Annotated in this window: 11 protein-coding genes; 5 read left to right on the top strand and 6 right to left on the bottom strand. The window is 66.4% G+C overall.

The window, feature by feature from the left end; translation table 11 throughout:
- Window positions 1–1007: DUF1800 domain-containing protein (locus tag VFA16_RS06135; protein ID WP_414687648.1), on the bottom strand; the 1007-nt coding region annotated here is incomplete at its 3' end.
- A gap of 113 nt (window positions 1008–1120) precedes the next feature.
- Here VFA16_RS06135 and VFA16_RS06130 point away from each other — a divergent pair.
- Entirely contained in the window at window positions 1121–1510 is a 390-nt protein-coding gene (locus tag VFA16_RS06130; protein ID WP_324966956.1) for an MmcQ/YjbR family DNA-binding protein, read from the top strand.
- Here the strand turns inward: VFA16_RS06130 and VFA16_RS06125 are convergent.
- Window positions 1482–2561 (bottom strand): FUSC family protein, encoded by a 1080-nt coding sequence (locus VFA16_RS06125; RefSeq protein ID WP_324966955.1) that lies wholly within the window; start codon window positions 2559–2561, stop codon window positions 1482–1484. The two genes, VFA16_RS06130 and VFA16_RS06125, sit on opposite strands and share 29 nt — an antisense overlap.
- Window positions 2562–2800: 239 nt before the next feature.
- Here VFA16_RS06125 and VFA16_RS06120 point away from each other — a divergent pair, with 239 nt between their 5' ends.
- Window positions 2801–3223 carry a transglycosylase family protein gene (locus VFA16_RS06120; protein ID WP_414687647.1) on the top strand — a complete coding sequence of 141 codons (423 nt, stop codon included), beginning with the start codon at window positions 2801–2803 and terminating at the stop codon, window positions 3221–3223.
- A gap of 56 nt (window positions 3224–3279) precedes the next feature.
- Here the strand turns inward: VFA16_RS06120 and VFA16_RS06115 are convergent, their stop codons facing one another.
- Entirely contained in the window at window positions 3280–3717 is a 438-nt protein-coding gene (locus VFA16_RS06115) for a nitroreductase family deazaflavin-dependent oxidoreductase (protein WP_324966954.1), read from the bottom strand.
- 43 nt (window positions 3718–3760) lie between these two features.
- Window positions 3761–5539: an aspartate--tRNA ligase gene (aspS, locus tag VFA16_RS06110; RefSeq protein WP_324966953.1), complete on the bottom strand. Its 1779-nt coding sequence runs from the start codon at window positions 5537–5539 to the stop codon at window positions 3761–3763.
- A 116-nt stretch (window positions 5540–5655) separates the two neighbouring features.
- Between aspS and VFA16_RS06105 the strand changes: the two genes are divergently transcribed.
- Genes VFA16_RS06105 through ypfJ form a run of 3 tightly spaced genes read left to right on the top strand, consistent with a single transcriptional unit; the run spans window position 5656 to window position 7969 of the window.
- Window positions 5656–6543 (top strand): oxidoreductase, encoded by an 888-nt coding sequence (locus VFA16_RS06105; RefSeq protein WP_324966960.1) that lies wholly within the window; start codon window positions 5656–5658, stop codon window positions 6541–6543.
- An 11-nt stretch (window positions 6544–6554) separates the two neighbouring features.
- Window positions 6555–7055 (top strand): SRPBCC family protein, encoded by a 501-nt coding sequence (locus VFA16_RS06100; RefSeq protein WP_324966959.1) that lies wholly within the window; start codon window positions 6555–6557, stop codon window positions 7053–7055.
- A 32-nt stretch (window positions 7056–7087) separates the two neighbouring features.
- Window positions 7088–7969, top strand: coding sequence for a KPN_02809 family neutral zinc metallopeptidase (gene ypfJ, locus VFA16_RS06095; RefSeq protein WP_324966952.1), 882 nt, complete (start codon window positions 7088–7090; stop codon window positions 7967–7969).
- Here the strand turns inward: ypfJ and VFA16_RS06090 are convergent.
- Together VFA16_RS06090 and VFA16_RS06085 are read right to left on the bottom strand one after the other, a co-directional pair.
- Complete coding sequence (locus VFA16_RS06090) at window positions 7966–8973, bottom strand: Rv2578c family radical SAM protein (protein ID WP_324966951.1); 1008 nt, start codon at window positions 8971–8973, stop codon at window positions 7966–7968. The genes ypfJ and VFA16_RS06090 overlap by 4 nt on opposite strands.
- Window positions 8974–9014: 41 nt before the next feature.
- Entirely contained in the window at window positions 9015–9890 is an 876-nt protein-coding gene (locus tag VFA16_RS06085) for a dihydrodipicolinate synthase family protein (RefSeq protein WP_324966958.1), read from the bottom strand.
- Window positions 9891–9900 lie beyond the last annotated feature (10 nt).

The raw sequence follows: 9900 nt of genomic DNA, 5'->3' as shown, positions 1-9900 counted from the left end.
GGATAGAACGGCCGCTGCCCCAGCGCTTTCAACGTCGCGTCAAGCGCCGTCAGCCGTTTTGGTGGGTCCAAAGCGACCCGCAGGGTGCGGATTACTCCCACCAACCACTCGACCGGTGTGTTGACCACGGCGCCGCGGCCTTTGGTGAATTCGTCGTCGGTGAGGATCGCCCGGGTCAGGGCCCGCAGATCACAGCCGGGGCCGTAGGCGCTGACCAGCCTGTCGAGCGTCAGTGCTGGCGGCGGGTCGTCGGAGGCCAACTGCTGCCAGAGTCGTCCGGCGACGTATCGGGCCGAGTTGGGTTGGGCCAACACCGTGTCGCAGAAACCCGCGGCGTCGAAGTTGGCGGTGGCACCCAGGATCGTCTTGGTGCCGCCGTCGTGGCGTCTGCGCAGCATCGTCGTGTCGCCGTTCTTCTCGATGACCCATCCGGTCAGCGCGCGAGCGCCCGCGCGCACGTCGGCTTCGGTGTCGCCGTTGCCGTGTCCGAGCGCGAATAGTTCCATGAATTCGCGGGCGAGGTTCTCGTTGGCGGCCTTGGCGGTATTGGTCTGCCCGTCCAGCCAGCGCAGCATCGCGGCGTCAGTCAGCATCGCGTAGGCCAAAGTCCGAAAATCACCGAGCGCCAGGCTGCGCAGCTTCTGGTTCTGCGCCGCCATGTGGCCGGCGATCCGAACCTTCTGCGCTGACGTGGCAAAGTGGTTGTGCCACAACACCGTTAGCTTCTCGTGGACGGGCTGTTGGACGGCGACCATGCGCCGCAGCCACCATCGAGATAGCTCCGACATTTGCTCGGACAGTTGGCGGTTGTACTGCTTTCGCTCGGCTACCGCCGCGTCTTTCCCTGGCCGCGACGGCAACGGAAACGTCGGGATCGGGGTCGCCACCGCGCCCGGATCGGCGTCGGGATTCGAGCCGAGAGCCTTGTCGACGTAGGACGACCAGTCTCCGGCCGCCACCGCGTCGACTTGTGGGCCGCTCACCCCGAATCCGGCCCGGCGCAGCATGCGCGCCGTGCTGATCCACCGCTCGGACTGAGCCACGGGTTAACTATCAGCCATGTGGCTGAGAATTCGCTGTGGCGTGCCGCGGTCCGGGATTTGGGGAGCACAATCGATAGGTGGCCACGTGGGAGGACGTCGCCCGAATCGTCGACGAATTGCCACTTACCGCGGAGCCGTCGCCGCACGACTGGCGCGTCGGCAAAAAGCTCATGGTGTGGGAGCGCCCGCTGCGCAAGTCCGACCGCGAGGCGTTGGCCGCCCGCGGCTCGGAGGTGCCGGCCGGCGACATCCTGGGCGTGCGGGTGGCCGACGAAGCCGTCAAGTTCGCGTTGGTCGCCGATGCGCCAGGGGTGTTTTTCACCACCCCGCATTTCGACGGCTACCCAGCGGTGCTGGTCAAACTGGAGCAGATCACGGTTGCCGAGTTGCGCGAGGTGATCACCGAGGCGTGGTTGACGCAAGCTCCCAGACAGCTGGTCAAGGAGTTCCTTGGCGAGGCGAATTGACTAGCGCCGCACCGAGGTTGACGACCTGTTGCAGGTCGTCGACACAGGTCTGGACGACGGCGGCCAGTGTCACTTCGGGCGTGTTGTGCGCGGCTGCCTGCATGTCGCACGCATGTCGGCGCGCGGCCGCGGTGTGAGCCGCCGCCGCAGCGCGGTCGGTGTCGACTGTGGTTGCGCCGACCGCAAGTTCGCTGATCGCAGCGTGCATGGGTTGCCGGAGCCGGGCCTCAGGGTTGGGCGTGACGACGCGCGCCAGATGCAGCACGGAGCTGGCCAGCAGACCCAGATGCGCGGCCTGTTGGTCGGCGTCGTGGACGGCGCGGCGGGCGGCCCACCGGCGAGGCGCTACCCGAACGGCCAGCTGCGCGGTGGTGCGGGCTTCGGCAAGCCCGGCGACCTGTTGGTGTAAGCGCTCGACGACCGGCAGCGGCCAGTCGTGCGCCGGCCGTTTGCGCTCCCGGATCAGGTCGGCGATTTCCGCGAGCGTGTCGTGCAGAGCGGCCAGCACGCCGCTACGGGCTTCGCGCAACAGGATCAGCGGGTCGACAGGAAACAACAGGGTGCCGAACACGATGGCGATGCCACCACCGATCAGCGTGTCGAAGAGGCGTTCCGAGACCATCCCGCTGCGCGCGAACACCAACACCAGCACAGCCGAGACGCCTGTTTGGTTGACGAACATCAGTCCCTGTGCGATGAAACCGCGCCCGATCAACACCGCAACGCACAACGCGATGAACACGGCGACCGAGATCGCGATACGGCCCGTACCCAAGAGGGCCTGCACCGCCGCGCCCAGCCCGATGCCGAGCGTCACACCGATGATCATCTGGACGGCGCGTTGCCCACGTAACACGTTGGTCGCCGACAAGCACACCACGGCGGCGATCGGCGCAAAGAACGGCTGTCGATGGCCCAGCAGATCGTGGGTGAGATACCACGCCAGGCCGGCGGCGACTGACGTCTGGGTGATCGGCCACAGCGCCGGATGCAGCCGTTGCAGGGCAGCACGGCCAGCAGCTTGGGCCTGGCTTGCTAGCGAAGCGCTCATCACGCTTGCTTACCACGGTCAGCGCCAGACTACTGACGACAGCAATAACAACTGCAACATTGATAACTTCTAGAACTTTAAGCAGTTATGAATCAATTTCATCAAATACCGCAAAGCTAACATATATTATCGAAAACAAGTGCTGATCTCAAAGCTCCCTCCAATAAATTGCGCACCAGCTGTTGACACCTTTCACGCATTTTTGTTACAGGTGGTAAGTGGTATTTCTAGGCGGAATATTGAGACAGAAGAGCATAGCCAAGTCGTTCGCCAAAGCCGCCGTCATCGTGGTCGCCATCTCAGCGTTGATCGATCCGGCTACCGGTGTGGCATATGCGGACAGTGTCGACTGGGACGCCGTCGCCGAATGCGAGTCGGGCAGCGACTGGCACGCCGACACCGGCAACGGGAAATACGGTGGCCTGCAGTTCAAGCAGTCGACGTGGGACGCCAACGGCGGCGTCGGTTCACCGGCGGACGCGTCGCGAGAGCAGCAGATCGCGGTGGCCGAACGGGTGCTGGCCACCCAGGGAACCGAGGCTTGGCCCAAGTGCGGCCCCAATCAAGCCCTGTTCCCGACCGAAGTGGTCACTGTCCTGCGCTCCGGACACCCGGTGCAATCAACCCTGAGAAAGCTGTGGTCGAAAGCGATCCCGCACTGAATCACTCGTCCCGCAAGCGCGGTGCACTGCCGTGATCAGCCCGTGATCGGCGGCGGCTAATTCACCGGCTGCAGCTCGAAAAGCGGGATGACCCGCGTGGTCTTGGCCTGATAGTCGGCGAATCCCGGTGCGACAGCGGTGACTTTGGGGAATATCGCGTCGCGTTCGTCCGGCGGTAGTTCGCGGGCGATCACGTCAAAGGATTCGGTGCCGATCTCGAGGTGCGCGTGTGGGTTGGCCCGCAGGTTGTGCACCCAAGCGGGATTGACGTCGGCGCCGGCGAACGAGCCGACGATGACCAGCTTGCCGTCGATGCGCAGGTACGCCAGTGGCGTCAACCGCGGCTGGCCGGACTTGGCGCCGGTTGTGGTGAGCAACAGCAGGTTGGCGCCCTCGAACTGGCCGCCGACCTTGCCGCCGTTGGTGCGGAACTCGTCGACGATGGACTTGTTGAACGCCTTGATCGTTTCGGCATCGGGCATCTGTTGGGTCATGCCCGCGACAACCTGCCCGGGCAGGGCGTTATTCCGAGCCCGCTTAACGTCGATCTCGAGGCTCGGGGATCGCGTCGATCCCGGATTCCTTGCGCTGTTGTGGGGTGATCGGCGCTGGCGCGTCGGTGAGCGGGTCGACGCCGCCGCCGGTTTTGGGAAAAGCGATCACTTCGCGGATCGAATCCATGCCGGTCAGCAGCGCCGTGATGCGGTCCCAGCCGAACGCGATACCGCCGTGCGGCGGCGCGCCGAACGTGAACGCTTCCAACAGGAATCCGAACTTCTCTTCGGCTTGTGCCTTGTCGAGGCCCATCACAGCGAATACCCGCTCTTGGATGTCGCGGCGGTGGATACGAATCGAGCCCCCACCGATTTCGTGCCCGTTGCAGACGATGTCGTAGGCGTCGGCCAGCACCGCGCCCGGATCGGATTCGATGCTGTCCACCGACTCTGGCTTGGGCGCGGTGAACGCGTGATGCACCGCGGCCCAGGCACCGCCGAGCGCGACGTCACCGTGCGCGGCGGCCTCCTCGGCGGGTTCGAACATCGGCGGGTCGACCACCCAGACGAACGCCCACGCGTCGGCGTCGATCATGTCCAGCCGCTTGGCTATTTCGCTACGCGCCGCGCCCAACAGGGCCCGCGACGACTTCGCCGGGCCGGCCGAGAAGAACACGCAGTCGCCCGGTTGGGCGCCGACATGTGCCGCCAATCCGGCACGCTCGGCGTCGGAGAGGTTCTTGGCCACCGGACCGCTCAGCGTGCCGTCCTCGCCGACGAGCACATAAGCCAATCCCTTGTGCCCGCGCTGTTTGGCCCAGTCCTGCCAGCCATCCAGCGTCCGGCGCGGCTGCGACGCCCCGCCCGGCATCACGACCGCACCCACATACGGCGCCTGGAACACACGAAAAGGCGTGTCCGCGAAGAACTCCGTGCATTCGACGAGTTCAAGCCCGAACCGCATGTCCGGCTTGTCGGAGCCGAAGCGACGCATCGCTTCGACGTAGCTGATCCGCGGAATCGGCGTCGGCACCTGGTAGCCGATCAGCGCCCACAACGCAACCAAGATCTCCTCGGAGATCGCGATGACGTCGTCGGCGTCGACGAAGCTCATCTCCATGTCGAGCTGAGTAAACTCGGGCTGGCGGTCGGCGCGGAAATCCTCGTCGCGATAGCAGCGGGCGATCTGGTAGTAGCGCTCCATGCCCGCAACCATCAGCAGCTGCTTGAACAACTGCGGGCTCTGCGGCAGCGCGTAAAACGTGCCCGGCTGCAACCGCGCCGGCACCAGGAAATCGCGGGCCCCTTCCGGTGTCGAACGGGTCAGCGTCGGCGTCTCGATCTCGACGAAGTCATGCTGGGCCAGCACCTCGCGGGCAGCGGCATTGACCTTGGAGCGCAGTCGAATTGCCGAGCCCGGACCGTCGCGGCGCAAGTCGAGATAGCGGTATTTCAGGCGCAGTTCCTCACCGGCGGGCTCGTCAAGCTGGAACGGCAGCGGCGCGCTTTCCCCCAGCACCGTCAGCGAGGTCGCGTTGACCTCGATCGCGCCGGTGGCCAACTCGGGGTTTTCGTTTCCCTCCGGGCGGATTTCGACCACACCGTCGACGGCTACGCAGAACTCCGCGCGCAGCCGGTGGGCCTGCTCGAGGACGTCCGGGGCGCGGAACACCACCTGCGACACCCCCGAAGCGTCGCGCAGATCGATGAAGATCACCCCGCCGTGGTCGCGGCGCCGCGCCACCCAGCCGGCCAGCGTGACCTTCTGCCCGGCGTCGCCGGCGCGCAATGCACCGGCGGCGTGACTGCGCAGCACAAACACTCCCTAACGTCGGATGCCGTGGCGATCGCAAGCGCGGCGACGCCGGGCGCAGCGGGTCGCCACGCGACAAGCACCGACCAGTCTAGAGGGACGGCGCACCCGCTAACTTGGGTGACATCGCTACACAGATTGCGGTTGTCGGCCCGGGCGCCATCGGTGCGACGGTCGCGGCGTACCTGCACGCCGCCGGTCACCGGGTGCTGCTGTGCGGCCGTACCGCGCGTGAACACATCGAAGTCCGCCCCGACGGCGCGGATCCCATCATCGTGCCCGGGCCGGTGCACACCGATCCGCAGGAGATCAGCGGTCCGGTCGACGTCGTCGTGCTCGCGGTCAAAGCCACGCAGAACGACGTCGCCGGTCGCTGGCTCGCCCGGCTGTGCGACGAACACACCATCGTCGCGGTGCTGCAAAACGGTATCGAGCAGGTCGAGCAGGTGCAGCCGCACTGCCCGTCGTCGCCCGTCGTGCCCGGCATCGTCTGGTTCAGCGCCGAAACCCAGCCCGACGGCTGGGTGTGGTTGCGCACCGAGCCCCGGCTGGTGCTGCCGTCTGGACCGGCCGCGGAGACGGTCGCCGAGCTGCTGCGCGACGCCGGCTGCCCGGTCGACTGCGACCCGGACTTCATCACCGCGGCCTGGCGCAAACTGCTGGCCAACGCGGTGGGCGGCCTGATGGTGCTGAGCGGGCGGCGATCGGGAATGTTTCGCCGTGACGACGTCGCCGCGCTGTCGCGTCGCTACCTCGCCGAGTGCCTGACCGTCGCCCGCGCCGAAGGCGCCCGCCTGGATGACGGCGTCGTCGACGAACTGGTCGACATGTTCCGTGCCGCTCCAGTCGACATGGCCACCTCGATGCTGCTGGACCGGGAAGCCCGGCGGACGCTCGAATGGGACATCCGCAATGGTGTGATCATCCGCAGGGCCCGGGCGCACGGTCTACCCACGCCAATCAGCGACGTGGTGGTGCCCCTTCTCGCGGCGGCGAGCGACGGTCCGGGCTAATGTCTAACGCCATGGTCCCTTGCGAGCGTGTCCACCTCGACTTCATCGAGCGGGCGCCGTACCGGTTTCGCAACAGCGTCGAACTGGCCATCACCCCAGAGCAGCTTTTCGAGGTTCTCTCCGACCCCCAGTCGTGGCCCCAGTGGGCGACGGTGATCACCAAAGTGACATGGACCAGCCCGGAGCCGCGCGGCGTCGGCGCCACCCGAACCGTCCACATGCGCGGCGGCATCGTCGGCGACGAGGAGTTCCTGGCCTGGGAACCGTTTCGCCGCATGGCATTTCGGTTCAACGAATGCTCGACCCGCGCCGTGGCCGCCTTCGCCGAGGATTACCGCGTCGAGACCACCCCTGGCGGCTGCCGGCTGACCTGGACCATGGCGCAGAAACCGGCCGGTCCCGCCCGGATCGCGATGCTCATCGTGCACCCGCTGCTGAACGTGATGCTGCGCCGATTCCTGTCCAACCTACGGGCCTACACCGACAGCCGGTTCGCCGCCGCGCGACAGTAGCCAGCCGACGACCAGATGTAACGGAGAGCGCGATGACCTTCAACGAAGGTATGCAGATCGACACCAGCACCACGTCGACATCCGGTGGCGGAGGGGGCCGGATGATCGCGATCGGCGGCGGCCTCGGCGGGCTGGTGTTCGCGGTCGTCGCGATGCTCCTCGGTGTGGACCCTGGCAACGTGCTCAGCCAGCAGCCGGTGAACGTCGGCGAAAACACCGCACCCGGTTTCGATCTGGACAGGTGCCGGACGGGCGCCGACGCCAACAAATACGTGCAGTGCCGGGTGGTCGCCACCGGCAACTCGGTCGATGCGGTCTGGAAACAGCTGATGCCCGGCTACACGCGCCCGCATGTGCGGCTCTTCAGCGGCGCAGTGGACACCCGCTGCGGCCCGGCCACCAGCGAAGTGGGCCCCTTCTACTGCCCGATGGACCAGACTGCCTACTTCGACACCGACTTCTTCCAGGTGCTCAAAGACCAATTCGGTTCCAGCGGTGGGCCGTTGGCGCAGGAGTACGTGGTGGCTCACGAGTTCGGCCACCACGTACAGAACCTCGAAGGCGTGCTGGGCCGCGCCCAGCAGGGCGCGCAGGGCGCAGGCGGCAACGGCGTATGCACCGAACTGCAAGCGGACTGCTACGCCGGCGTGTGGGCGCACTACGCCTCAACCGTCAGGCAAGAGAGCACCGGGGCGCCGTTCCTGGAGCCGTTGACCGACAAGGACATCGCCGACGCGCTGTCGGCCGCGGCGTCGGTAGGCGATGATCGGATCCAGAAGCAGGCCACTGGGCGCACCAACCCGGAATCGTGGACGCACGGCTCGTCCGAGCAGCGCCAGCACTGGTTCACCGTCGGCTATCAGACCGGTGACCCGAACAAGTGCAACACCTTCCACGCCGCCGATCTCGGCTAGAACAGCGTGGGCTGCAATGCCGCGGCAGGGCCGGCGTTGGTCTCTGTGGCCGTTCGCCGCTGCCCGGCCAGACCGTAGCGTGCGATCAGCGGTTCCACCCGCTGCCGCAATCTGTTTCGGTAGTCCTCCGGCAGGTACGCGCCGCGCCGGTATAGCTCCTGATACCGCTGGAGCAGCTCGGGATGTGACCGCGCCAGCCACGACATGAACCAGCCGCGAGTCGAGCCGCGCAGGTGTAGGCCCAACACCGTCACACCGGTGGCGCCGGCTGCGGCGATCTCGCCCAACAAAGCATCGAGATGCTCGACGGAGTCGGTGAGATACGGCAGCACCGGCGCGACCATGACGTGACAGTCCAATCCGGCCTGCCGGATCGCGCTGATCAGTCCGAGCCGGGCCTGCGGGCTCGGTGTCCCCGGTTCGACCTCCTTGTGCAGCACCGGATCTGCGACCGCCAGTGACACCGCGACGCTGACCGGCACCTGGGCGGCGGCCTCGGCGATCAGCGGGAGGTCGCGGCGCAGCAGCGTGCCTTTGGTCAAGATCGACAGCGGCGTGCCGGAGTCCGCGAGCGCACTGATGATGCCCGGCATCAACGAGTAGCGGCCCTCGGCCCGTTGATAGGGATCGGTGTTGGTTCCCAGCGCCACCTTCTCGCGGCGCCAAGACTTGCGGTGCAGCTCGCGGCGCAGCACGTCGACGACGTTGGTCTTGACGACGATCTGGGTGTCGAAGTCGGTGCCGCAGTCAAGATCGAGGTATTCGTGGGTGGGGCGCGCGAAACAGTAGCGGCACGCATGCGAGCACCCGCGGTACCCGTTGACGGTGTAGCGAAACGGCAGCATCGAGGCGTTGGGAACCTTGTTCAGTGCGGATTTGCACAGCACTTCGTGAAACGTGATGCCGTCGAATTGCGGTGTGCGCACACTGCGGACGAAGCCGATGCGCTCCAAGCCCGGCAGGGCGCCGTCGTCAACCGCGACGCTCTGCTGCTCCCAACGCATACCTTATTCGAACTCTTGTTCGAGACAAAGTCAAGCCGGCGTCACGTCAGCAATTCACGCAGCCTGGCCCGGCCGGCGTCGTCCAGTGGCAGCAACGGCCGGCGCGGGTCGCCCACGCCGACGCCCAGCAGATCGAGCCCTGCCTTGACCGTGGTGGCCAGCCCGCCCGCGACGATGAACTCCAGCAGCGGTTTGAGTTCGTCGTAGATCTTCTGCGCCTTGTCCACCTCGCCGGCGCGCACGGCCTCGTACAGCTCGATGCACGGCTGCGGACGCAAACACGGCGCAGCGGTGCACCATCCCGAAGCGCCGGCCTTTAACGCCTCGAGCACCAACGGGTTGCTGCCGTTGTAGAACGGCAACTGGCCGCCGCTCAGCTCGGCGATGCGCTGCATCCGCGATAGGTCACCGGTGGACTCCTTGACCATGGTGAGGTTGTCGATGGTCTCGAACATCGTCACCAGCAACTCGGGGCTCATGTCGATCCCGGCGGTGGCCGGATTGTTGTACGCCATGACCGGGATACCGATCGCCGCGCCGATACTGCGGTAGTGCTCGACGATTTCGCGCTCGGTGAGCTTCCAGTAGGACACCGGCAGCACCATCACCGCGTCGGCCCCCGCCTTCTCCGCATACTGGGCACGCCGAATTGTCTTGGCAGTGGTCAGATCTGACACGCCGACAATGACGGGGACGCGGCCGTCGACGGCGGAGATCGTGATGTCTACGACGGTGTCGAACTCGTCCTCGTCGAGGTAGGCCAGTTCGCCGGTGCTTCCGAGCGGGGCGATCGCGTGGACTCCGGCGCCCACCAGCCGATTGACCAGCGCGCTCAGCGCCGCGGTGTCGAGGGTGCCGGCCGAATCGGCGACGAACGGGGTCACCGGGTAGGCGATGATGCCGTGGATCTTCGGCAGCGACGGCTCG

It is taken from the genome of Mycobacterium sp. (assembly GCF_035653355.1).
GTDB lineage: Bacteria > Actinomycetota > Actinomycetes > Mycobacteriales > Mycobacteriaceae > Mycobacterium.
Note: the sequence above shows the minus strand (reverse complement) of the source record. Positions and strands in the feature narration are given on the sequence as shown.